Source organism: Streptomyces sp. NPDC059866 (assembly GCF_042731325.1).
GTDB lineage: Bacteria > Actinomycetota > Actinomycetes > Streptomycetales > Streptomycetaceae > Streptomyces > Streptomyces flavusporus.
Genome location: NZ_JBHWJT010000006.1, coordinates 320,260 through 342,353, shown reverse-complemented (window position 1 = coordinate 342,353; position 22,094 = coordinate 320,260). Strand labels below are relative to the sequence as shown.

At 69.8% G+C, this 22,094-nt stretch carries 18 protein-coding genes and 1 pseudogene; 9 read left to right on the top strand and 10 right to left on the bottom strand.

Annotated elements, in window-relative coordinates:
- Positions 1 to 69: 69 nt before the first annotated feature.
- From ACFV7R_RS12065 to ACFV7R_RS12050, 4 genes are all read left to right on the top strand, one after another.
- Positions 70 to 540: a hypothetical protein gene (locus tag ACFV7R_RS12065; protein ID WP_385262751.1), complete on the top strand. Its 471-nt coding sequence runs from the start codon at positions 70 to 72 to the stop codon at positions 538 to 540.
- 218 nt (positions 541 to 758) lie between these two features.
- A complete protein-coding gene (locus tag ACFV7R_RS12060; protein WP_385262750.1) occupies positions 759 to 1,874 on the top strand; it encodes an ADP-ribosylglycohydrolase family protein in 1,116 nt (371 codons plus the stop codon).
- Between the two features lie 61 nt (positions 1,875 to 1,935).
- Positions 1,936 to 2,610 carry an RNA polymerase sigma factor gene (locus ACFV7R_RS12055; protein ID WP_385262748.1) on the top strand — a complete coding sequence of 225 codons (675 nt, stop codon included), beginning with the start codon at positions 1,936 to 1,938 and terminating at the stop codon, positions 2,608 to 2,610.
- Complete coding sequence (locus ACFV7R_RS12050) at positions 2,591 to 3,493, top strand: CU044_5270 family protein (RefSeq protein ID WP_385262746.1); 903 nt, start codon at positions 2,591 to 2,593, stop codon at positions 3,491 to 3,493. The genes ACFV7R_RS12055 and ACFV7R_RS12050 overlap by 20 nt, the downstream gene beginning before the upstream one ends.
- A 7-nt stretch (positions 3,494 to 3,500) precedes the next feature.
- Here the strand turns inward: ACFV7R_RS12050 and ACFV7R_RS12045 are convergent, their stop codons facing one another.
- Together ACFV7R_RS12045 and ACFV7R_RS12040 are read right to left on the bottom strand one after the other, a co-directional pair.
- Positions 3,501 to 5,072: a sodium:solute symporter family protein gene (locus tag ACFV7R_RS12045; RefSeq protein WP_385262743.1), complete on the bottom strand. Its 1,572-nt coding sequence runs from the start codon at positions 5,070 to 5,072 to the stop codon at positions 3,501 to 3,503.
- 150 nt (positions 5,073 to 5,222) lie between these two features.
- Positions 5,223 to 6,011 carry an SDR family oxidoreductase gene (locus ACFV7R_RS12040; RefSeq protein ID WP_385262740.1) on the bottom strand — a complete coding sequence of 263 codons (789 nt, stop codon included), beginning with the start codon at positions 6,009 to 6,011 and terminating at the stop codon, positions 5,223 to 5,225.
- Between the two features lie 329 nt (positions 6,012 to 6,340).
- On the opposite strand from ACFV7R_RS12040, the gene ACFV7R_RS12035 reads away from it, so the two are divergent.
- From ACFV7R_RS12035 to ACFV7R_RS12025, 3 genes are all read left to right on the top strand, one after another.
- Positions 6,341 to 6,778: a hypothetical protein gene (locus ACFV7R_RS12035; RefSeq protein WP_385262738.1), complete on the top strand. Its 438-nt coding sequence runs from the start codon at positions 6,341 to 6,343 to the stop codon at positions 6,776 to 6,778.
- A 392-nt stretch (positions 6,779 to 7,170) separates the two neighbouring features.
- Complete coding sequence (locus tag ACFV7R_RS12030; RefSeq protein ID WP_385262736.1) at positions 7,171 to 7,524, top strand: hypothetical protein; 354 nt, start codon at positions 7,171 to 7,173, stop codon at positions 7,522 to 7,524.
- Positions 7,525 to 7,801: 277 nt separating this feature from the next.
- Positions 7,802 to 9,898: a protein kinase gene (locus tag ACFV7R_RS12025; protein ID WP_385262733.1), complete on the top strand. Its 2,097-nt coding sequence runs from the start codon at positions 7,802 to 7,804 to the stop codon at positions 9,896 to 9,898.
- 154 nt (positions 9,899 to 10,052) lie between these two features.
- Here ACFV7R_RS12025 and ACFV7R_RS12020 read toward each other — a convergent pair.
- From ACFV7R_RS12020 to ACFV7R_RS12000, 5 genes and pseudogenes are all read right to left on the bottom strand, one after another.
- Positions 10,053 to 10,274 (bottom strand): annotated as a pseudogene (locus ACFV7R_RS12020) (transposase); the annotation flags it as partial.
- Positions 10,275 to 10,542: 268 nt separating this feature from the next.
- A complete protein-coding gene (locus tag ACFV7R_RS12015; RefSeq protein ID WP_385262731.1) occupies positions 10,543 to 10,755 on the bottom strand; it encodes a hypothetical protein in 213 nt (70 codons plus the stop codon).
- A gap of 732 nt (positions 10,756 to 11,487) precedes the next feature.
- The gene (locus ACFV7R_RS12010; protein WP_385262729.1) at positions 11,488 to 11,916 is read right to left on the bottom strand and encodes a hypothetical protein; all 429 of its coding nucleotides are present in this window, start codon (positions 11,914 to 11,916) and stop codon (positions 11,488 to 11,490) included.
- 405 nt (positions 11,917 to 12,321) lie between these two features.
- Positions 12,322 to 12,585, bottom strand: a complete 264-nt coding sequence (locus ACFV7R_RS12005) for a VOC family protein (RefSeq protein ID WP_385262727.1) — start codon at positions 12,583 to 12,585, stop codon at positions 12,322 to 12,324.
- Between the two features lie 44 nt (positions 12,586 to 12,629).
- A complete protein-coding gene (locus ACFV7R_RS12000) occupies positions 12,630 to 12,866 on the bottom strand; it encodes a response regulator transcription factor (RefSeq protein WP_385262725.1) in 237 nt (78 codons plus the stop codon).
- Between the two features lie 354 nt (positions 12,867 to 13,220).
- On the opposite strand from ACFV7R_RS12000, the gene ACFV7R_RS11995 reads away from it, so the two are divergent.
- A complete protein-coding gene (locus tag ACFV7R_RS11995; protein WP_385262722.1) occupies positions 13,221 to 15,656 on the top strand; it encodes a SpoIIE family protein phosphatase in 2,436 nt (811 codons plus the stop codon).
- 28 nt (positions 15,657 to 15,684) lie between these two features.
- On the opposite strand, the gene ACFV7R_RS11990 is transcribed toward ACFV7R_RS11995, so the two are convergent.
- The 3 genes from ACFV7R_RS11990 to ACFV7R_RS11980 form a co-directional block, all read right to left on the bottom strand.
- Positions 15,685 to 16,542, bottom strand: coding sequence for a hypothetical protein (locus ACFV7R_RS11990; RefSeq protein ID WP_385262719.1), 858 nt, complete (start codon positions 16,540 to 16,542; stop codon positions 15,685 to 15,687).
- A 93-nt stretch (positions 16,543 to 16,635) separates the two neighbouring features.
- Positions 16,636 to 18,471: an MFS transporter gene (locus ACFV7R_RS11985; RefSeq protein ID WP_385262717.1), complete on the bottom strand. Its 1,836-nt coding sequence runs from the start codon at positions 18,469 to 18,471 to the stop codon at positions 16,636 to 16,638.
- A gap of 199 nt (positions 18,472 to 18,670) precedes the next feature.
- Positions 18,671 to 21,019, bottom strand: coding sequence for a D-alanyl-D-alanine carboxypeptidase (locus tag ACFV7R_RS11980; RefSeq protein WP_385262848.1), 2,349 nt, complete (start codon positions 21,017 to 21,019; stop codon positions 18,671 to 18,673).
- 225 nt (positions 21,020 to 21,244) lie between these two features.
- Here ACFV7R_RS11980 and ACFV7R_RS11975 point away from each other — a divergent pair, with 225 nt between their 5' ends.
- Positions 21,245 to 21,997, top strand: coding sequence for a GPP34 family phosphoprotein (locus tag ACFV7R_RS11975; protein ID WP_224734706.1), 753 nt, complete (start codon positions 21,245 to 21,247; stop codon positions 21,995 to 21,997).
- The last annotated feature ends 97 nt before the right edge of the window (positions 21,998 to 22,094 follow it).

Below are 22,094 nucleotides of genomic sequence, written 5' to 3'. Positions count from 1 at the left end.
CGGCCGGACATGGCGTCCGGGGCCCAGCGCCTGTAGGTGACATTTTTGCCTTGGAAACGGAGAACCCCCATGTCCAGAAGTCGCTGGCAGCGTCCACTCATCCTGACGGTGGCCTCGGTAACTCTCGTCACCGGCGCCACGTACGCCGCCCAGGCGGCGCAGAGTCCCACAACAGGCACCAGCTACTCCAACGATTCCAGTGATCCCCTCGGCCACCGTTCGGACTGCGGCAAGGGCGGGGAGGGCGGCAAGGGCGGGGAGGGCGGCGAGCCCGGTCAGCCGGGGGAGCCCGGCAAGCCTGGTTGTTTCCGGTTCAGCGACCTGCTGCCGGACCAACTGGAGGGGGCGAAGCTCTCGGGGCCGGACAAGATGCGAATCGTGATGTCCGTGATGTCCGGGCACACGACGAGCGCCGAGGCCGCCGAGAAGTACGAGGTCTCGGAAGAGGAGATCGACGACTGGAAGCGGCAGTTCCTCGACGGCGACTGGTGGAAGTTGTTCGGCGAGAACGGGGAGGGGACGTTCCCCTTCTGCTCGTGACGCACGAGCGCGGACGGAGATCGACGCAGATCGGCCGCCTGGGCCCTGTCGCCCGGGCGGCCGACCCCTGTCCGCGGCGTCCCGCGGTATGGCGCGCTCACCGACTGTCTGACCACTCGCGACCACTCGGGGCACACCGATCCGCCCACTGATCCGATCGTCCCCAGTCGAATACAGTGCTGAGCATCGTACGTACGGACGGTGTCCCGGGAGGTCTGGTGGACGCGACAGCCGGCGCCGTCTGGGGCCGTACCGAGCAGCAGGACTTCCGCAGCCGCGTGCGCGGCACGCTGCTCGGCGTCGCCGTCGGGGACGCGCTCGGTGCGCCGGTCGACGGGCTGACGCTGGACGGGATCCGGGAGGCGCACGGCCCGGAAGGCGTCGTCGACCTCGCCCCCGCGTACGGCAGACGCGGTGCCGTCACCGACCGCACCCAGCTCACGCTGTTCACCGTCGACGGGCTGATCCGCGCCCAGGTCCGCCGGGACACCGGCGCCTGGCATCCGCCCACCGACCTGCACCGGGCGTATCTGCGCTGGGCCGCCACCCAGCGGGACTGGGGGCCGGACCTGCGCCGCAAGGACGACGGCTGGCTGGCCCGCGAGGAGTGGCTGTACGCCCGCCGCGACCCGGCCCGGGCCCTGCTGCTGGGCCTCGGCGACGAGGTCATGGGCACGCTGGACATGCCGAAGAACCCCGGTGAGGCCGGTCCCGAGGCGGCGGCCCGTTCCGCGCCGTTCGGTCTGCTCGTCGGCTGGGAGCCGCAACTGGTCGTGCAGCTCGCCGTGGAGTGCGCCGCCCAGACCCACGGCCACCCCACCGCCTACCTCGCGGCGGGCGCGTACGCCGTGATCGTGCATGCGCTGGCGCGGGGCGACAGCCTGGACGGTGCCGTGCAGCGGGCGCTCGCCCTGCTCGCCGCCCGTCCGGGGCATCAGCCGGTGTCGGAGGCGTTGCAGTACGCGCTGGGCGCGGTACGGCAGGGGATCCCGACGCCGGCGCGGGTGGCGGAGCTGGCGGGGGAGGGTACGGCGGAGAGGGTTGTCTCCGCCGCCGTCTACTGCGCGCTGGTCGGTGAGGACGTACGGCAGGGGCTGCGTCTCGCCGTCAATCACGACGGACCCTCCGCCACGACCGCCGCCCTCACCGGCGGCCTCCTCGGAGCCCTGCACGGCGAGACGGCGCTTCCGCCGGCCTGGCTGGCCGAGCTGGAGGGCCGGCCCACGATCCTGGAACTGGCCGACGACTTCGCCATGGAGATGACCCAGGGCCCGGCCCTGCACAGCCCGGCGGGCGCGTCACCGGCATGGCTGGCGCGCTATCCGCGGGGGTGAGCCCCATCGGACTGTGACCGACATCACAGGAACGCCGGGTGCCGAGCGGACAGGCCGGGCTGTGGACCTATCTCTACGCGCCCGGATACGGGCCGGCGATCCGGAGGCCTTCGCCGAACTGTTCTCGGCCCACGCGCAGGCCCTCTACGGCCACGCCGCCCGGCTGACCGGCGACCGTGGCGCCGCGGAGGACGCGGTGTCGCTGACTTTCCTGGAGGCCTGGCGCCTGCGGGACCGGCTCAGACCCGAGCCCTCCGACCCTCATGAGGGCGACGGGCTGCGGCCCTGGCTGTACGGCATTGCCACCAACGTCCTGCGCAACTCCCGCCGAGCCGCCCGCCGGCACAGCGCCGCGCTCGCCCGGCTCCCGGACCGGCGCAGCGACCGCGAGACCGTGCCGGACTTCGCCGACGAACTGGTCGGTCGTATGGAGGACGCCGAACGGCTCGCGGCCGCCCGGGCGGCACTGCACCGGCTGCGCAGACCCGAGCGCGAGGTGTTCTCGCTGTGCGTCTGGTCGGGCCTGAGCTACGCGGCCGCCGCCGACGCCCTCGGCGTCCCCGTCAGCACTGTGCGCTCGCGTCTCGCCCGCGCCCGGCAGCGACTGCGGCGGCTGGCCGAGGCGGAACTGAGGAAAACCCCGGGACGCACTCCCGCCGCCGGACAGGAACCGGATGGCCGCAGCGAGCGGCCCGGTCGAACCAGGAGAAGTGCCGATGAACCCCGCAGAGCGTGAAGAACTGGCCCGGCTGCTGCCGAGCCCGGGTGAACCGGTCCTGCCGAGCGACCGTCAGAGCCTGCTGAAGGACCGTCTGATGCGCGAGTTCACCCAGAAGTCCGCCCCTGTCCCCCGCCGACGTGTCGTGAAGATCGCCGTCCCCCTCGTCACGGCCGCCGCCGTGGTCGCCGTCGCGCTCGCCGCCACCGGTTCCGGCGAACCCGGCAAGCCCGTCACCGACCAGGAAGCCGTGGCCCTGCTGAACCGCATCGCCACGGTCGCCGACGCCAAGCAGACCGTGCCCGTCCGCGACGACCAGTACGTCTACACCCGTGTCCAGGGCACCGACTGGTGGGAGGCCGGCAAGGAGTGGAAGTACCGGCGCACGGACTGGCAGGCGGTCGACGGCAGGCGGGAAGGGCTGGCCACGATCACGGTGCTGGACCCGTCGCCCGGCGGGGGGCCGTTCCGCGGTGGCAAGTCGACCCACGACATGGTGATGAGCGCCGACCCCAACAACGCCACCTACCGGAAGCTGGAGGCCCTGCCGGCCGACCCGGAGAAGCTGTACCAGAAGATCTGGGCCGACACCGAGGGACAGGGACCGACCCACGAGGAGGCGGCGATGGAGATGATCGACTCGATGCTGGACCGGTCCGTCCTCGTCCCCGACGTGAGCGCCGCCCTCTACCGTGCCGCGGCGAAGATCCCGGGCGTCACCGTGGTCGAGGACGCACAGGACGCCGCCGGCCGGCACGGCATCGGGCTCACCTTCCAGGACAGCGACGACCTCGACACGTGGGTCTTCGACAAGACGTCCCTGGACTACCTCGGTACGGACGAGACGGCCCTGCTCGGGATCGGCGTCGTCGACAAGGTCGGTGAGCACCCGAGCAGCTGACGTCAGGTCAGTCCTTCGTCGTCGTACGCACCACGTCGTCCACCGACCCGGCGGGCGACGGGACCGCAGCCGCTGCCGCCCCGTCCCCGTCGGTGTTGATCCGCTCGATGATCGCCAGCCGCTCCGGGGTGTCCTCGGGCTTCATGTACCCGATGAGGATGTACAGCACCAGCGACACCGCCAGCGGCACGGACACCTGGTACTGGAGCGGCACTCCACCCTCGACGTTCCAGTTGATCGGGTAGTTGACCAGCCAGAAGGCGAGCAGACCCATCGACCAGCTGACGAGCGCCGCGGTCGGCCCGGAGCGGCGGAACGGCCGCAGCAGGCCCAGCATCATCGGGATGGCCATCGGGCCCATCAGACCGGCGACCCACTTGATCACCACGGTGATGATGTCCTTGAAGGTGGGGGAGTTGACCTGCGTGGCCGCCGCCATGGACAGCCCGAGGAAGACGACGGTGGCGATGCGGGCCACGACCAGGCCCTGGCGCTCGCTCCACGACCGGGCCCTGGCCCACACCACGGGCGCGCAGTCCCGGGTGAACACGGCGGCGATCGCGTTGGCGTCGGAGGAGCACATGGCCATGGTGTGCGAGAAGAAGCCGACGATGACCAGGCCCAACAGGCCGTGCGGGAGGAGCTGTTCGGTCATCAGGGCGTAGGAGTCGGAGCCGTCCGGCTTCTGCGACTCCACCAGCAGTGGCGACATCCACATGGGGAAGAACAGCACCAGCGGCCAGACCAGCCACAGGATCGCCGACAGCCGGGCCGAGCGCTCCGCCTCCCGCGGCGTGGGCGTCGCCATGTACCGCTGGGCCTGGTTGAGCATGCCGCCGTTGTACTCGAACAGCTTGATGAAGAGGAAGGCGAGCAGGAAGACCGTCCCGTACGGCCCCACCAGCGGCTTCTCGTGTCCGTCCAGCTCCGGCCGGTCCCAGACGCCGAAGAACCCGCCGTAGTCGCCGAGTTCCACCACGACGGCGACGAACATCGCTATACCGGCGAGGAGTTGGATGACGAACTGTCCCAGTTCCGTCAGCGCGTCCGCCCACAGGCCGCCGATGGTGCAGTACACGGCCGTGATCCCACCGGTGATGAGGATGCCCTCGTTCAGGGAGACCCCGGTGAACACCGACAGCAGGGTCGCGATCGCCGCCCACTTCGCGCCCACGTCCACGATCTTCAGCAGCATGCCCGACCAGGCCAGTGCCTGCTGGGTCTTGAGGTCGTAACGGCTCTTCAGGTACTCCAGCGGGGATGCCACATGCAGCCGCGAGCGCAGCCGGTTGATACGCGGCGCGAACAGCTTCGACCCGATGGCGATGCCCAGCGCGATCGGGAAGGACCACGTCACGAAGGAGGTCACGCCGTAGGTGTAGGCGATGCCTGCGTACCCGGTGAACATCACCGCGCTGTATCCGGACATGTGGTGCGAGATGCCGGACAGCCACCACGGCATCTTCCCGCCGGCGGTGAAGAAGTCGCTGACGTTGTCCACGCGCTTGTGCGACCAGATGCCGATCGCGACCATGACACCGAAGTAGCCGATGAGCACGGCCCAGTCGAGACTGTTCATGTGCCACCCTTCCAGGGTCCGCCTTGTGAACGGCCCGCTCATCGTGAGTGCGGTGACGAGGGCACGACAAGCAAGAGGAAGGTCAAGAGCAGGCAAAAATGTTCTGTCCGGTGACCTTCGTTCACAGACATGAATCCAGGAGGGGTGCGGTCAGCGCATCAGCTCCCCCGCGTTGACCAGCAGCGACTGCCCGGTGATGGCCCGCGCCCGGTCCGACGCCAGGAACACCGCCGCGTCCGCCACATCCCCGTCCGTGGCCAGCTCCGGCAACGCCATCCGCCCGGTCAGCCGCCCCAGCACCTCGTCCTCCGGCACCCCCTCGGTGTGCGCGGCGAACCGCACGTACGCCTGCACCGGCGGTCCCCACATCCACCCCGGCAGCACGGTGTTCACGCGGATCCGATACGGCCCGAGCTCCCGCGCCAGCGAGTACATCGCGCTCGTCAACGCCCCCTTCGACGCCGCGTACGCCGCCTGCCGCACCTGCGACGGCGCCGCCACCGCCGACTGCGTCCCGACGAACACCACCGAACCCCCGCCGCTCTCCTTCAGCCCCGGCAGACACGCCCGCGTCATCCGCAGCGTCCCCAGCAGGTTGACGTCGACCACCGACAGCCAGACCGAGAAGTCGGCGTCCTCCAGCCCGCCGAAGTAGCTGTCCCAGGCGGCGACATGGACGACCGCGTCGATCCCCCCGAACCGCTCCCGCGCCAGCCCGGCCAGCTCCTCGCACTGCCCCTCGTCGGTGATGTCGGTCGCCCGGTACGCCGTGTGCGCCCCGTGCGGATCGATCGCGGCCGCGCTCTTGGCGAGGTTCTCCGCCGTCCGCGCACCCAGTACCGCGTTCCCGCCGTCCCGTACGACCGCCGCCGCGACCTGGTGACCCAGTCCGGCGCCGACCCCCGAGACGACCACGGTCTTTCCCTCCAGCAGTGACATCGCAGACTCCCGGCTCCGACACGTTGTCTGACGGGTCGTCAGGGTATGGGGGGCGCGAGGAAAGGGGAACGCCATGGACGGCTCACCGTCGGGATCCGACGCCGTGGCTTCCGGGCACGGCCCCATACCCCAACTGGATGACCGGGTGCGACCAAAAGGGCAGTTTTTCGCCCCAACCCACTCGAACAGCCCACAATGTCACCCGAATGCTCCATCTTCCAGTGGTGCGCGACCCGTATTCGGCTGAGGGTGATCACGTCGCTACTGCGATTCCTGATGAGCCGGTGCCGTGCCGGCCATCGCAGTCGTGGCGAAAGGAATGTCTCCCCATGCGCATTACTCGCACCTTCTTCGTCTCCGCGGCTGCAGCCGCGGCTCTCGCGATCTCCGCCCCCGCCGCAAGCTCTCTCACCCCGGCTGAATTCGGGGCGTCGAACGGCAGCGTCTCCTATGGCGACTACGGCCACGACAAGGGCAAGGACGAGAAGGCCGGCTACGGCGAGGGCGACGACAACGAGGGCAACGACGGCAACACCCAGACGAACTTGATCGTGGGCAACGACAACGACGACAACGAGCAGGAGAACTCGATCGATGGCGACGGCAACGACGGGAACACCCAGACGAACTTGATCGTGGGCAACGACAACGACGGGAACACCCAGACGAACTCGATCGATGGCGACGACAACGACGACAACAGCCAGCTGAACTTGATCGTGGGCAACGACAACGACGACAACACCCAGACGAACTCGATCGGCTGAACACGTCACACCTGCCGATCGGCCTCGACGAGGTGAACCCGCCACAGGACCGTGGCGGGTTTCGTCGTCTCCGGGCCGCGGAATTTAACTTCTGATATTGATCCTGTCAAGCCCCGAGCTTCCGTAGCTTTGCTTGTTTCTTGCGATGGGTGAATGTGGTTCTAGGCGAATCGCCGGGCCGCCACATCTAAGTGGCGCAACAGGCAAGTGGAAATCTCGGCTTGCCGCACTTCAAAAAGCGAATCAAATTCACTCAAGGAGAAAACATCATGGCTGCAAACATGCGCGTACGCATCTCCCGCATCGTCGGCGTTTCTTGCGTTGCTGCGATTATTGCCGGAACGGCAGGGGTGGCGAGCGCTCAAGCGGTTCCTCAGACGACGAAGGCCGCGGTGAGCGCGGTGCAGGGCGGGGACAACGACTTCAACGAGCAGAAGAACCGGATCAAGGGCAACGACAACGACTTCAACAAGCAGAAGAACCGGATCAAGGGCGACGGTAACGACTTCAACAAGCAGAAGAACTCGATCGAGGGCGACGACAACGACTTCAACGAGCAGGAGAACTCGATCAAGGGCAACGACAACGACTTCAACGAGCAGGAGAACTCGATCAAGGGCAACGACAACGACGGCAACAAGCAGTCGAACTCCATCGAGGGCGACGGCAACGACGGCAACAAGCAGTCGAACTCCATCGAGGGCAACGACAACGACGGCAACGAGCAGTCGAACTCGATCGGCTGAGCACGCCACATGTGCTGATCGGCCTTGACGACGGAACCCGCCACAGGATCGTGGCGGGTTCCGTCGGGTTGTGCGACACGGCCTTTCTCGAAGGGGAGCAGAGGAAGTGGAACAGGACGAGAGCGGCGACGACGATGCCACTGATCTACTGGGGGAACATACGTGGACTACGCCTGTTCTGGGCGACTTGCCGCTCTTCGGGCGATATGAAATACCTGAAGGGGGTCTGTAACGCTCGCCGGGGACCCTGCTGGGCCGCCCTGGAAGAGGGAACGCCATGACGGGAGTGCACGAGGCCGCCGGGCGCGTGATCGCCGGGCGCTACCGGCTTCTGCGTCGGCTCGGCACTGGCGGCAGGGGACGGGTGTGGCAGGCGTATGACGAGCGACTGGTGTGCGAGGTCGCGCTCAAGGAGATCGTCCTGCCGCCGGACCTCCCGGAACAAGAGGTGAGCGCCCGGATCACGAGGGCCCGCGGCGAAGCGCAGCACGCTGCCCGGCTGCGCAACCATCCCCATGTGGTCACTGTGTACGACATCCTGGAGGCCGACGGCCTGCCGTGGATCGTCATGGAATTCGTCCCCGGCGCCATGGACCTGGACGCGGTGGTGCGCGAGCGGGGACCGCTGCCGCCCGCCGACGTCGCCCGGATCGGGCTGGCGGTCCTCGACGCCCTGCAGGAGGGTCACCGGCTCGGCATCCTGCACCGGGACGTCAAACCGGCCAACGTCCTGCTGACCTGCCCCGGCCCGCAGCCCTCCCACCCTACGGAGGGCTGCCAGGTACTGCTGATCGACTACGGCATCTCGCTGGAGCCGAACTCCGGAGAGCGCCTGACCGCCACCGCGGATTTCCTCGGGACCCCGGGCTACATGGCCCCGGAACGGGCCCACGGTGAACCCACCCCGGCCTGCGACCTGTTCTCACTCGGCGCCACCCTGTATTTCGCGCTCGAGGGGACCGGCCCCTTCGACCGCGACACCGCCGTCACCACGCTGAGCGCCGTGCTGTCCGAGTTTCCCACCCCGCCGCGCCAGGCAACGGAGCTGACCCCGGTCCTCCTCGGGCTCCTGGCCAAGGACCCCGAGCAGCGGATGGACGGTGATGAGGCAGCCCAGCTGCTCACCCCCATCGCCGCCCAACCCGGCCCTTCCCCTTCGCGCCCCCTGGTCATGCCGCCGGCCGAGCAGGAGGAACCGACCGGCCCGAAGCCGCCGCGCTCCTCGGAGCCGTCCCCGCCGACCGAGGTCCTGCCGTCGGCCGAGCGGGAGGACACGACCGGTCCGCCCCGGGAACCGCTGCCGTCGGCCGAGCCGGAGGAACTGACCGGCCCGCCCCCGGGACTGCCGCCACACAAAGGTGACGTGGTCCGGCCGCGGCGTCGCCTGCCGTGGCCCAGAAGTCGACGGGCCAGGCTCATTGCGGGGGTGGTGGCGGTGGCGCTGGTCGCGGGGGGTGTCGGCCTCTACCTGACACAGGGTCCTGAAGTGTCCCCGATCCAGGTCGGCGACGGCCCGGCAGGGGTGGCGGTGTCCCCGAATGGGGACCGGGTCTACGTGACCAACTTCAGCTCGGGTTCGGTGTCGGTGATCGACACCGCGACGAACCGCCCGGAGGGCAAGCCCATCCCCGTCGGCCGCGGCCCGAGGGGGGTGGCGGTGTCCCGGAATGGGGACCGGGTCTACGTGGCCAACTCCAGCGAGGGTTCGGTGTCGGTGATCGACACCGCGACGAACCGCAAGGAGGGCAACCCCATCCCCGTCGGCCGCGGCCCGGCAGGAGTGACGGCGTCCCCGATTGAGGACCGGGTCTACGTGACCAACGAGAGCTCGGATTCGGTGTCGGTGATCAACACCGCGACGAACCGCAAGGAGGGCAACCCCATCCCCGTCGGCCGCGGCCCGACAGGAGTGACGGCGTCCCCGAATGAGGACCGGATCTACGTGGCCAACTCCAGCTCGGGTTCGGTGTCGGTGATCAACACCGCGACGAACCGCCCGGAGGGCAAGCCCATCCCCGTCGGCCGCGGCCCAAGAGGGGTGGCGGTGTCCCGGAATGGGGACCGGGTCTACGTGACCAACTTCAGCTCGGATTCGGTGTCGGTGATCGACACCGCGACGAACCGCAAGGAAAGCAAGCCCATCCCCGTCGGCCGCGGCCCGGCAGGAGTGACGGCGTCCCCGATTGAGGACCGGGTCTACGTGGCCAACTCCAGCGAGCGTTCGGTGTCGGTGATCGACACCGCGACGAACCGCAAGGAGGGCGACACCCTCCCCGTCGACCGCGGCCCGCTGGGGGTGGTGGTGTCCCCGATTGAGGACCGGGCCTACGTGACCAACTTCAGCTCGGATTCGGTGTCAGTGATCACATTCTAGAGGACGTCTGAAAGTCAGGACTGCGCTCGGCCGATTCGGCGGAACAGCAGCATGACCATCCGCCCGGAAAGGAAACGTCTCCTCCGGAAGCGCGACTGACCTGCGCAGGCGCTGGCGCGGTCTTTGTCCGGTGGCCTGCTCGGCGGGGGTCCTACACGGCGTCTTGCCGGGCGCAGGCCAGGACGGTGATGGCCTGGGCCAGTTCGCTGTCCGCGGGCAGGGGCCGGTGTTCAGCGATGCCGGTGCGCAAGAGGTGCGCCAGGACCTTGGCGTTCAGGTGGTCGGACCTTTTGCGGCCCAGGGCGTAGCGGTCGCGGTAGCAGGCGGTCAGCGGGTTGATCGCATAGACGGACCGGCCGGTGGCGCGCAGGCAGGCCGCCGCGTCCAGCGGTTGCCCCTCGGCGCAGTGGTGCCGACGGGGACCGGCTCCTCACAGCCGTAGCATGCGACACAGAGGAATCGTGCAAGTGCTTCTTTCCGCGCAGCCAACAGGACCCTCGACAATTCCTGTTGTTGCGGGTCAGAAGCATTTCTCGGGTTTGTGATCAAGCCTTGGGCGACACACTTGGTGAAAGCGTGAGGCCACTGGCCGGTGACCACCCCAGGTCTGGTGAAAACGCGAGGTCCGTGGTGATTGCCTCACTTCATGGCGGGGTGCAGCCCGGCGGTCCCCACGTGCCGTCCTCGTTTTGCTTCTCGCAGGGCATGAGTGGTGCCGCGCTCAGCGATTCCACCGTGGCCTTCGTTGTCTGAGGCACCGCCTCGGCGCTCGCCACGCCCACCGTTCCGGCGAGCAGCGCAGCAGCGCAGGACGCGCCGACGAGGTGTCGGATGCGCCTTCGGGTGCTTGTCTCCATGATGATCTCCTTTGGGGATGGGTGGGTTGCTTACTCACCAGCGTGGGAGGTCGGCCATGATGGCGTCAACGGACATTAGGGGCTTGTCGCAGTATCGGGACATTCCAATGACATTGGTGACTTTCCATAAGTCTTCCCCCTCGCTCCGGAGGCCCCCTCCCAGGCCCTTAAGAGGTCGTTTCCTGCTGATTGAGCGTGTTTCACCCTGCGGATTTAAAGGCGAGGGCAGAAGGCCTGGCCTCGCGGTGTGCCCCGCGACTGGAAGCGGGCGCCTCTCAAGTAGGCCCGAGCGGACGACTCCGGTCATGTCACGAGAAAAGGTGTCTTGACGAAGGCGGGTACGTCAGCTACAAGCCGCAGGGATACGCAACCCTGGCGCTTGACAGTGGCCAGCAGGAACTGGCCACCGACAGGCGCTGCACACCACATCCCCGACAGACCGCCGCACCGGCACAACCTGGCGCACCCTCGGGACCGAGTGTCGGCGAGTCCACCAGGTCACCCTCGCCGGCCCGGCCGGACGCCTGCACCAGACCACCCGCATCGGCGACGCCCAGGCAAAGCCTTCACGGGTGCGGCGTGCCGATGCCCGCCAAAGATGAGCGGATCTCCAGACTCATGAACAGCACCTGACCAGACCAACGGCCACCGAGGCCGTGGACACACGACCCCGGCGGCTCGTCACACCCGTTCGCGCAGATCAGCCCCGGATCCAGGACAACCGCCTGCCTCTCAACCACGGAACCTCTCAACTGCGGAAGTCGGCTTCCAGCCATTGCTGGCGGCACCGCCGGTACCGCCCGTTCCGCCGGTGCCGCCCTTCCCTCTGTCGTCCGTGAGGTAGCACGAGGCAGTGGGAGAATTGCCCTTGTACCCAGGCGCACAGGGGTCGCCGAGGTGGCCGAAGGGGTTGCCGCCGGTGCCGTCCTTCCCGCTGGGCCACTCGCCGGTGCCGCCGCGGCCACCCCATCGCTCGTCACCGCCCTTTCCGCTGTCGGTGACGACGCTCGCGACCGTGGGCTGGCTCACGGCCGTCGTTGCGGCGGTTGCCGGAAGGATGACGCTTCCGGAGATCAAAGCGGTCGAGGCGAAGACCATGGCGAGGCGGAAGCCCCGCCGCTTGAGCTGTGCGTCGTTGTGTGTGTGAACACCGTGGATCATGGGTTTTCTCCTTCTGCCACCGAGGGGTTTTCCGCCCCTACCGTGCGGCCCCGTGTCCTTGTTCGGTGAGGCCCGCACTTTCAGTAGGTCCGACCGGCACAACGCCGTCACGTTCCGACAACTCGGGACTTGATAGAGCCGGAGGCGTCCGGTAAAAGCCCGCAGAAATGCCGCCGGGCAGTCCCCGACCGTTCGGGAGCCCGGCTGCCGAGCGGTGTAGGGCCGAGCGGGCTCGAGGCCGACGGCCGGGCGATCGGCCTCGCTCACGGGCCGCCAGGCGAGTAACGGGGTTGGTCGGTCATGGCGAGGTCTCCTGAGGCTCCCAGTACGTTTCGACCTGGTGGCCGTCCGGATCCGTGCATTTGAACGCGACGTAGGCCGGCTCGTCATGGTGCTCGATGATGTTCACTCCGTCCGCTCGCATCCGAGCGAGCAGGGTGCGTACCTCACCAGGGTCGGAGAGCCGGAGCCGAAGTGGAGGAACGGGGGCAGTGGCCCGACGTCCTGGCCGCCGTGCAAGGCGAGATCGAAACCGTCGGCGTTGCGGATGATGACCGTCCCGTCGTCGTACTGCTGCGCGGTGCCGGGGCCGAAGCCGAAGTAGGTCTCGTAGAACCGCCGGCTGCACAGCATGTCTCGGACGGGCAGATCGAGATGCATCAGATGCATGACCCTTCCCGGAAGGCATCCTGTCCGGCGGCCGGGCGTCACTGTCACAGCCCGAGGGTGATGGCCAGCCGCATGAGTTCTGCCGTGCTGTTGATGCCGAGCTTGGTCCGGATACGGCGCAGATAGGCGTCGACCGTGTGCTGGGAAAGCCCCATGCGGCGGGCCGTTTGAGCGTAGGTGCGCCCTGCGGCGATGTGCCGCAGAACCTCCTGCTCACGCGGGGCCAGCCGGGGCTGAGCGGCTGCGAGGGCTTCGTTGTACGGCGTGGGTGTGGAACTCATGGGATTACTGGGACTTTCCTCCGACGGATCGGCTCGGTCATCACTGCACACACCCTCGAAGGCTGTGGATATGCACCGAGATGTCGCTATTGCCGTACTTCACGCGGAGAGCCCGGGACGCGGTTCCACGCCGTGGGCACTTTCTGAAGATTTTCCGGGCCGCCCGGCCGGGGCGGGACAGCGCGCCGACCGGCTTCCTGCCACCTGATTCGCCCGCAGCCAGCTGGACCCCTCGTGACGGCGCTGCGTTGGTGCTGCGTGCCTCGCAGGATCATGCTTGTCAGTAGGGCCCTGGCCGTGCAGGTTCCCGTGGGACTGCGGGGAAAGGAACTAGCGAGGACGAGATGAGCGGCGATGGAGCGACTTCCCACCCCTCCTGGTGAGCGGCCCGACAGGGCGGACGACTTCGGCGAGTCGGCGTACACGGCCGCGGCCACCGTCGATGCGCAGGGCATCGTGACGGGGTGGAGCGAGGGGGCGCGGCGGCTGCTCGGCTACGAGCCCCCGCAGGTCGTGGGACGCCCCGCCGTACATCTGCTCGCCGACGAACCCGGCGGAAGCGCGCGGCGGGATGCACCCGGGCGGGACAGGTGGAGCGGCAGCGTGGCGGTGCGGCACCGCGACGGCAGCCGGCTTCGGCTGCGCCTGCTCGCCAACCGGCGCCCGCCCGGCGGGCAGGCCGACGAGTGGCTCGTGGTGTCCGCCGTGGCGGGCCGGTCCAGCACGCCCGGCGAAAAGACGCTGGGGGAATGGGTGTTCACCCAGTCCCCCTGCGGCCTGGCGGTCTTCGACACGGATCTGCGACTGGTGCGGGCGAACGTCGCCATGGAGCGCGCGCTCGGCTTCACGGAGACCGAGATGCGCGGGCTGCGGCTGCCGGAGATCGCGCCGCATCCCGCGAGCGAGGAGGCCGACAGGAGGATGCGCCTGGCCTTCGAAACCGGCGAGCCGCAGTACCTGCAGGCCGACATCCGCCCCGCGACGCCGCCAGGCCCGCAGCACGGTCGGCCGGCCTCGCTGACCCCGATAAGAGACACGGACGGCCGGGTGCGCGCCGTATGCCTGGTGGCGCACCACAGGGCGCAGGAGCCGCCCGCCCGGCAGCACACGCTCCTGCTGAAGGACGTCGGCGCCCGCATCGGCACCACCTCGGACCTCGCGCGCACCGCACAGGAACTGGCCGACGCCGCCGTCCCCCGCCTCGCCGACTTCACCGTCGTCGACCTGCTCGACGTCCCCGGGAGCAGCGAGGAGTTGTCCTCCGCCCTGCTGGCCGGGGCCGTCACCCTGCGCCGCATCGCGGTGCAGTCGGTCCTCGACGAGCACCCCGAGTCCGTGGCCGGGGCGGGCGAGACAACCGCCTACGCGGCACTGTCGCCCGTGGCCGAATGCCTGGTCCAGGGCCGTGGTGCCCTGTACGCGACGGCTGACTTCGCCGTCGCCCGGTGGGCGGGCGAGGACCCCCAGGCCGCCCGGATCCGCGAGGTGGGGACACACTCACTGCTGGTGGTGCCGATGCGCTCACAGGACACCACGGTCGGCGTGGCCCTCTTCGGCCGTCACCGGAGCCCGGAGCCCTTCACACCGGAGGACCTGTGGCTTGCCGAGCAGCTCACGGCCCGGGCGGCCGTCGGCATCCACAACGCCCGCCGGCCCGCCCGCGATCGCACCACGACCATGACCCTGCAGCGCAGCCTGCTCCCGCAGACAATGCCCGACCAGGCGGCCCTCGAGATCGCCTCCCGCTACCTGCCCGCCGGCAGCCGGGCCGGTGTGGGCGGCGACTGGTTCGACGTGATCCCGCTGTCCGGCGCGCGGGTGGCCCTCGTGGTGGGCGATGTGGTCGGCCACGGCATGCGTGCCTCGGCCACCATGGGCCGGCTGTGCACCGCGGTGCGCACCCTGGCCGACGTCGACCTGCCGCCCGACGAGCTGCTCACCCACCTGGACGACCTCGTCATCCGCCTGTCCACCGACGAGGCCGTCACGGGCGGCGCCGCCGAGACCGCCGGGGGCATCGGCACCACCTGCCTGTACGCCGTCTACGATCCGGTCTCCCGCCGCTGCACCCTCGCCCGGGCCGGCCACCCCCCGCCCGCCGTGGTCACCCCGGACGGCGCCGTGTACCTCCTCGACGTCCCCGCCGGCCCGCCGCTGGGCCTGGGCGGTCTGCCGTTCGAGACCAGCGAGACCGAACTGCCCGAAGGCAGCCTCCTCGTCCTGTACACCGACGGTCTGCTCGAAATCCGCGACCGCGACATCGACGAGGCCCTGGACAAGATGTTCGCCGCCCTCGCCCGCCCCGCCCGGACACCGGAGTCGGTCTGCGACGGGGTACTCACGGCCCTGCTGACCCACCGCCCGGACGACGACATCGCCCTGCTCATCGCCCGCACCCGGGCCCTTCACCCCGACCGGGTCGCCGCCTGGGACCTGGCCTGCGACCCCGCCGCCGTCGCCGGGGCCCGCCAGCTGGCCACCGGCAAGCTGGCGGCCTGGGGACTCACCGACGCCGTCTTCGTCACCGAACTGATGGTCAGCGAACTCGTCACCAATGCCATCCGCTACGGCCGGCCGCCCATCCAGCTCCGGCTGATTCACGAGAACAACACCCTGATCTGCGAAGTCTCCGACTCGAGCAGCACCACCCCGCACATGCGGCGGGCCCGGATCTTCGACGAGGGCGGGCGCGGCCTGCTGCTGGTCGCCCAGCTCGCCCGCCGCTGGGGCACCCGGCACGCCCCCGCCGGCAAGACCATCTGGGCCGAGCAGTCCCTGACCGGGAGCTGAGCGGGGATTCAGGCGGTCCTGAAGGAGGTCACCGCAGCTCGTCCACGTAGCGGTCCGTCCCCGGAACGGTGGGGATGAAGGGGGCGACGAACGTGACGTCGCCCAGCCCCGAGGCGGCGACTGCCGTGTCCAGGTCCGTGAAGTGGTCCTGCCAGGCGTCGCGTGGGTCGTGCTGGAGGAACCACAGCAGGGTCAGCCGGGTCCCGACGCCCTCGACCTGCTTGACGTAGGTCATCCGGTCCAGGGGCAGCGGCGTCGGCGTGAAGACGGTCACCATGGCCGCGGGGGAGCCCGCCAGCCGTTTCGGGAGGTGGTCGTCGCGCAGCCAGGCGAGCAGTTCCTCGCGCCTGCCGGGGGAGCCGGCGTCGATGACCTGGACGACGAGCCCGGCGTAGGGGTGGTCGAGGGCGTGGATGTCACGCGGGCCGTGGCCGCCGTCGCGGTAGGCGGTCGCGGTGTGGTCCTGGAAGGCGGTGAAGACGTGGGTGCGGTCCTGGAAGACGCGGTGGTCGCGGTTGAGGCGCTTGTTGATGCCGACGGTCCACCGCATGTGGTCGGCGTAGCGGCCCGCGGTGATCCAGTAGACGGACAGGTAGCATCCCGCCGTGACCGGCTGCGCGACGGCGGACTTCTCGGGGTAGCGCAGGAGCTGCAGTTCGCGTGGGGCCACCCAGCGGCGCCCCGCGTACATCCAGGGCATGGCCATCGCGCCGGCGATGTAGTGGTCGTCCTCGTACCAGCGGTTGTACTCGCGCTCCCGGCCGGGGTGCGGCTCGACCATGGTGATCAGGGCGTGCCCGAGGTCGGCTCCGTAGGGGCCGACGGCGGCCAGTTCCGCGTACATGTCGCTGCGGGTGTCGGCTGTGTGTGCCGCGTCGTCTGTCATGCGTCCGGTCTAGCTGACGTTGCGTCAGATGGGGAGAGGCATTCCGTCCGACTTCGCCCGGAGTCCGTCAGGCAGGTGGAGCTGCGCCGAGCGTCACCGCAGCTCCTGAGGGCACGGTGTCCCCCGGGGCAGGTCGTAGGGCGAGGCCAGCCGATACGTCCCGGCCCGCGGAGCGAGCAGCACCGTCCACTTGTCGCCCTCCGCGTCCTCCTCCGTCTCCATCAGACAGCCGTTCACGTTGCGGTACGTCTTCGGAGTGCCGTCGGGTCGGTCCTTGGACGCCTCCGTCTCCTGCGGTTCCTGGACCCCCTTGCCCTCGGCGTCGACGAGCTTGAGCCAGGGGGAGTAGGGGACGCGGATCAGGACCCGGCCCGGCTGTGTCACACGGAGGGTCATCTCGCCCTGCTCGGCCCGCTCGACGGTGGCCGGCGGATCGGCCAGTGGCGTCGGGTCGTCGACCGCGAACAGCTGCCAGTTGGCGTCGCCCCAGATCTGCTTGAGATACGGCAGCCCGCGCTGCACCAGCTCGCGCTCCCGCTCACCGCCGTCGCCGTCCGGGTCGTCCTTGGGCAGGACGACGTAGCGCACCGCCCAGCGCTTGAGCCACTCGTGGTAGTTCGCCGAGTTGAGGGTGTCGTCGTAGAAGAGCGGGTTGCGCTTCATGTCGGCCTGGCGGTTCCAGCCGCGGGCCAGGTTGACGTACGGGGCGAGGGCGGAGGCCTCGCGGTGCGAGCGGGCCGGGACCACCTCGACGCGGCCCTTCTCGGCGCCGGCCTCCTGGAGCTGGTTGACCAGCGGCGCCAGCTCGCGCGCCCAGGACGCCGTCGGAGTCGTGTGGACGACGTCGTCGACCGACTTGAAGCCGATCCAGGCGGTGAAACCGGCGAACGCCACCACGATCGCGTACCACTTGCGTGACCGCGGCACCGTGAACGGCAGCGCCGCCAGCAGCGCCACCCCGGCGAACAGCATCGCCAGCCGGGTGATGTTCGAGCCGATCTGCGAGCTGATCAGCCACACCAGCAGCACCGCGAGGGCGTACACGGCTGCCGTGATCCGCACGGTCTTCCAGTCGTGCGGGACCAGGAGGAAGACGAAGACCGCGTAGAGCAGCGGAAGGGACGCCGACCCGAAGGACATCGGCTGGGTGCCGGAGAACGGGAACGCCCACGCGGACACCGCCACCACGGCGCTCGGTGCCAGCCCCAGCGCCCACGCGCCCGGCCGCCGCTTCTGCAGGAACAGCGCCGCCGCCACCAGCCCCACGAACAGACCGGCGACCGGTGAGGACATGGTGGCGAGCGCGGCCAGCGGCGCCGCGCACAGCGCCTTCGCCCACCGCTTGTAGCGCCAGCGGTACGGCCAGCAGAACACGACGGCCACCGCGCCCAGCGCGAACATCGTGCCCAGGCCGAACGTCACCCGCCCCGACGCCGCGTTGCACAGCAGCGCGTACACCCCCGCCAGCGCCGGCCAGAGCGGCTGCCGGACCACCCGGCTGCGCACCAGTATCAGCGTCAGCAGCCCCGCGGACAGCGTCCCCGCGATCATCATCGTGGTCCGCACCCCGAGCACCGACATCAGATACGGCGACACCATGCTGTACGACACCGGGTGCATCCCGCCGTACCAGGCGAGGTTGTACGCCGAGTCCGGATGCCGGCCGACGAACTCGGCCCAGGCGTCCTGCGCCGCCAGGTCGCCGCCACTGTTCGCGAACGTGAAGAACCAGATGACGTGGAGGATTCCGGAGAGGCCGGTGGCGACGAGGACGGGGTGCCGGGTCAGCCGCTCACGCAGAGCGGCGGCCGTCTTCCCGCGGCCGGGCCGGCCGGACCCGTCCGGCCGATCCGCGGGCACGCGTATTCGCGGACCGGATCCCGGGCCCGGACCGGTGTCGTCGGTGCGTGTCGGCTCCGCAGTGGCCACCTCTTGGCACTCCCCGTGTCCCGTCTTCTGTTCTCGGCCGTACGCGCCGTTTCCGGCCGGTTCTCGGCTCTGTGGCCGGGGGTTTCCGCGCCCGTCGGTCACGCGGGCACCCTGTCCCGATTCGTGACGCTAGCACGCACCCCGCCGACGAGCCCCCGGAGGAGGGCCTCGCCGACGGGGTGCGCCGGGACTGCGGCAATCAGCCGATTCGGGTCAGCTTGGCCGTGAAGCCCGGCTCGGCGAGGTCCGACTGCAGGGCCACCGGCACCTCGACCGCGCCGCCGCTGCCGTCGCCCACGGTGAGCGTGCCGACCTTGGTGCCGGCCTTCGCGGTGTGCGGTACGTCGTCGGCGGCGAAGGACAGCTCCACCTTCAGCCCCGCCCAGCCGACCGCGGCGACGTCCTCGGTCACGACCACCGGCGTACGGCCGCCGAGCTGGTCGTCCACATACCCGACGACGTCACCCTTCTTCAGGATCTTCGCCGAGGCCAGCGCGTCCTGCGCGCCGAGCATCGCGGTCCTGCTGACCGCGTTCACCGTGTCGATGATCGGCGCCGTGTGCTGGCCGAGGATCGCGCCGACGACGGTGACCGTCTCGCCGCCGACCTCCTTGGTGGCGGCGAAGAGCAGGTTGCCGCCGGCCGCGGTGGTGGTGCCGGTCTTGATGCCGATGGCGCCGTCGTACGGCACGAGGTTGTTCCAGTTGCGCCACTTCTGGCCGGACGGGTCGACCCACTCGGGCAGCTTGGTGATCTCCACCAGCGCCGGCATCCGCACCAGCTCGTTGCCCAGCTTCACCTGGTCCTCGGCGGTGGAGACCGTGGACTCCTGCAGACCGGAGGGGTCGGTGTACGTCGTGTTCTTCATGCCGAGTTCCTTGGCGGTGTCGTTCATCTTCTTGACGAACGCCTCCTCGGAACCGGCGTCCCAACGCGCCAGCAGACGGGCGATGTTGTTCGCGGAGGGAATCATGATGGCGGAGATCGCCTGCCGTTCGGTGAGCTGGTCGCCCTTCTTGACGGTGTTCAGCGTCGACTCGCCCTGCTGGTCGTAACCGCCCTCCTTCTCGGCGGTGGCGTCGACCTCGATGTTCGGGCCCTCCTCGCCCGCCTTCAGCGGGTGCTCCTTGAGGATGATGTACGCCGTCATGGCCTTGGCGACCGAGCCGATGGCAACCGGCTTCTGCTCACCGAAGTTGCCCATCGTGCCGATGCCGGTGACGTCCATCGCGCCCTGACCCTCGGTCGGCCACGGCAGGGAGACCTTGTCGCCCTCGAAGGTGTACGACTCCTCGGCGGTGAGCTCGAGGGTGGGCGTCGGGAGCGGGCGTACGGCCTGCACGATCGCAAACACGATCACCAGCAGCAGTGCCAGCGGCGTCCAGATCTTGACCCGCCGTACCGCCGTCCGCAGCGGAGTCTCCGGGGGCGGCGGGGTGTTGGTCAGCTCGGCCAGCAGATCCAGCGGCGGCTTCGGCGGCAGCGGCTGCTGCGTCGTCCGCTCCGGGCCGACCTGCGGCACGGAAGCGGTCGCGTCCGCGGGAACCCTGGGCAGCGCGGTGGTGGCCTCGGCCGGACGGGGCTTGCGCGTCTCGGGATCGTCCAGGGGCTTCAGCGCAACGAACTTACTGGTGCGCTCGGCTTCGGCCTCAGCGGCGGAGGCGGCCTTCTCGGCGCCCTCCTTCGGCGCCTTCTTGACGTCGCCCAGCTTCAGCATGGTGGTGGGCTGGTCGACGGCGGGCTCGGCGGGGCGTACGGCCCGGAAGACAGCGGTGGGCTGGTCCACGGGCTTGGAGGTGCCGTCGCCGTCCCGGCCGGACTCGTCGCTGCCGTCGGCCTCTTGGGCGGAGTCGGCGTCTCCGGCGTCCTCGGCGCTGCCGCCGGCCGCCTCGACGTCGGCGGTGTCGCCGACTTCGGCAGCGCCCGCAGCCGTCTCCTCGGCCGCGTGCGCCGAGGCTTCCTCGGCGGCTTCTGTGGACGTCTGCTCGTCGGTTTCCCCGTCGGGCTCCGTGTCGGCGTCCGCAGCCGCTTCTTCGGCCGTCTCCTGGGTCCCGTCCGCTGAGGCCTCCTCGGCAGCCTCCGTGGACGCCTCCCCGTCGGTCTCCCCCTCGGAGTCCGCCCCGGAGCCGTCCTCCCCGGCCGCGTCGTCCCCGTTCTGCTCGGCGTTCTCCCCGGCGTCCTCGTCCGTCTCCGCGGGAGTGGACCGCTTCTCGTCCGCGGACGTCACCCACGCGGCCACAGCCGCACGCAACCGCTCGTCACCCTCCGCCTCGGTACGGTCCCGCTCCTCGGGGCCGCCGGCGTCACCGGCGTCACCGTCCTCCGCCGAACCCTCGGTGAGCTCCCGCACGGAGAGCACCTGCGTCGCCGTATCCACGCGACCGCCCGCGTCGCCCGACGCGGACTCCCGAGCCACGGCGAGCCGAGGGTCCGCCGCGGCCTTCCTGGCCTCGGGAACCGGACCCGCGCTCCCCGACGTCGGTTCTGCCGACGACTCGCGCTGCTTCGACCTGTCGGGGGACTCGCCCGCCACCGATGCCTCCTCCATGCGGCGCACGTACCCCGTGCACCTACCCGAAACCGTGGAACAGCCGCCTGGGCCACCGTTCCACAGCGCTGTCCGAACCATGTACCAGTGTCCTGTGTGCGGACCTGACCCCTGCGGTAGACGAGAACGACATACCTACTGGTTCCACTACGAACCGGTCACGCACCCTCGACAGACCAATGTGAGAGGGGTCACCCTGTCATTCATCCACGCGGGGAGGCATGGATGGGCAGGAGCCGCAGAACACTTCCGGAGGAGCTTCTGCTGCTGGCACTGGACCCGGCCACGGGTACCACTGCACAGCCGCAGTCGCTCGACCTCGGTCTGGCCGGAGCACAGCTAGTGGAGCTGGCGCTGGCCGGACGGATAGCCCCAGACGGGGATCGTATCGCCGTGGTCGTACCACGGCCGACAGGAGATCCGACGCTGGACTGCGCGTTGGAGTTGCTGCGCAGGCGCGGCGCTCCGGTACGTGCAGTTCACTGGATCGGCGGGCCACGACTGGGGCTCCGCCAGACCTACCTCTCGCATCTGGAGCGGTGCGGCATGGTGCATGCCGTGGCCGGCCAGATGTGCGGGGTGTTGCCGACGACTCGTTACCAGGCGACGGACAACGCCATCAGCCGGGAGATCAGGGCCCGGCTGGATTCAGCGATCCGCACCGGCGTACCGCCGGACCCGCGGACCGCGGCGCTCGCCGCACTGGCCCACGCGGTCGGCCTCGGCAAGCACCTGTATCCGGGCAACGAGGGACGCTCGTCCCGTTCCCGGCTACGGGATCTGATCCGGCATGACCCGATGGGCGGTCTCGTGGCGCACGCCGTGATGGACGTCCAGAACGGCGTGGCGGCCCAGCCACGCCGCAGCGCGGCACCGGCCGGCCGAGCGGCCGCCGGAGCCAGGCCCGCGGCGGAGCCCGCCCGCGGGGTCCCGGCGCAGCCACGCCGCGGATCGATGGCGCGAGCCGTGGCTCACTGAGCCGCAGTCCCACGGCACCGCACCACGACCGCACCACAGCAGAGCAGCACGACAGCAAGCAGCACGTCCGCACCACGCACCGCCACGCGCCGCCGAG

Excerpts from the sequence above, each read along its gene's own strand:
- ACFV7R_RS12065 (WP_385262751.1), top strand. The coding sequence starts at position 70 with ATGTCCAGAAGTCGCTGGCAGCGTCCACTCATCCTGACGGTGGCCTCG.
- ACFV7R_RS12050 (WP_385262746.1), top strand. The coding sequence starts at position 2,591 with ATGAACCCCGCAGAGCGTGAAGAACTGGCCCGGCTGCTGCCGAGCCCG.
- ACFV7R_RS12045 (WP_385262743.1), bottom strand. The coding sequence starts at position 5,072 with ATGAACAGTCTCGACTGGGCCGTGCTCATCGGCTACTTCGGTGTCATG.
- ACFV7R_RS12040 (WP_385262740.1), bottom strand. The coding sequence starts at position 6,011 with ATGTCACTGCTGGAGGGAAAGACCGTGGTCGTCTCGGGGGTCGGCGCC.
- ACFV7R_RS12035 (WP_385262738.1), top strand. The coding sequence starts at position 6,341 with ATGCGCATTACTCGCACCTTCTTCGTCTCCGCGGCTGCAGCCGCGGCT.
- ACFV7R_RS12025 (WP_385262733.1), top strand. The coding sequence starts at position 7,802 with ATGACGGGAGTGCACGAGGCCGCCGGGCGCGTGATCGCCGGGCGCTAC.
- ACFV7R_RS12015 (WP_385262731.1), bottom strand. The coding sequence starts at position 10,755 with ATGGAGACAAGCACCCGAAGGCGCATCCGACACCTCGTCGGCGCGTCC.
- ACFV7R_RS12010 (WP_385262729.1), bottom strand. The coding sequence starts at position 11,916 with ATGATCCACGGTGTTCACACACACAACGACGCACAGCTCAAGCGGCGG.
- ACFV7R_RS12005 (WP_385262727.1), bottom strand. The coding sequence starts at position 12,585 with ATGCATCTGATGCATCTCGATCTGCCCGTCCGAGACATGCTGTGCAGC.
- ACFV7R_RS12000 (WP_385262725.1), bottom strand. The coding sequence starts at position 12,866 with ATGAGTTCCACACCCACGCCGTACAACGAAGCCCTCGCAGCCGCTCAG.
- ACFV7R_RS11995 (WP_385262722.1), top strand. The coding sequence starts at position 13,221 with ATGGAGCGACTTCCCACCCCTCCTGGTGAGCGGCCCGACAGGGCGGAC.
- ACFV7R_RS11990 (WP_385262719.1), bottom strand. The coding sequence starts at position 16,542 with ATGACAGACGACGCGGCACACACAGCCGACACCCGCAGCGACATGTAC.
- ACFV7R_RS11980 (WP_385262848.1), bottom strand. The coding sequence starts at position 21,019 with ATGGAGGAGGCATCGGTGGCGGGCGAGTCCCCCGACAGGTCGAAGCAG.
- ACFV7R_RS11975 (WP_224734706.1), top strand. The coding sequence starts at position 21,245 with ATGGGCAGGAGCCGCAGAACACTTCCGGAGGAGCTTCTGCTGCTGGCA.